Below are 429 nucleotides of genomic sequence, written 5' to 3' on the forward strand. Positions count from 1 at the left end.
GAATTAACCACGCTACGAATAGAAGGCAGCAGTGGAACTTATAAAATATTCAGTAGTTTCCGCCCCATGGAATCCCCTGCGTTCGTGGATGCGGTAGACAGGAAGTATAATCTGGCGGAGATTAAGAATCTTTCCGGCGGAAAAGGTTATTTCCTGGTACATTTGAACAGGGAGCAGCAGGAAACCATACAGGAGGATTTAAACGCTATCCTTTGCGATAGTGTGCCGAGTCTTCTGTAAACTAAGACGATCTTAACGAAATGCCATGAAAGAAGACAGACGCCTAAGAAACCTACGTTATCAGATGCGGAAGAAAGGTTACCGGTTCGATACAAAGCACCTGGTGGCCATTATGCCTTCACATGACAAACGTTCCCTTCTCCAGGAAAGGAGATTAAGCAAATTCGGTTTTTCAATTCAGTATAACAT

Annotated in this window: 1 protein-coding gene; it reads left to right on the forward strand. The window is 43.8% G+C overall.

Translation table 11 applies throughout. From position 1 onward, the window contains the following. The coding region (locus AB5935_RS24195; protein WP_368327676.1) for a hypothetical protein at positions 1-240 on the forward strand (240 nt) is incomplete at its 5' end. Between the last annotated feature and the right edge of the window lie 189 nt (positions 241-429).

The sequence above is a fragment of the Phocaeicola sp. RTP21198st1_B8_RTP21198_201120 genome (assembly GCF_040929485.1).
GTDB classification, from domain to species: Bacteria; Bacteroidota; Bacteroidia; order Bacteroidales; family Bacteroidaceae; genus Phocaeicola; species Phocaeicola dorei.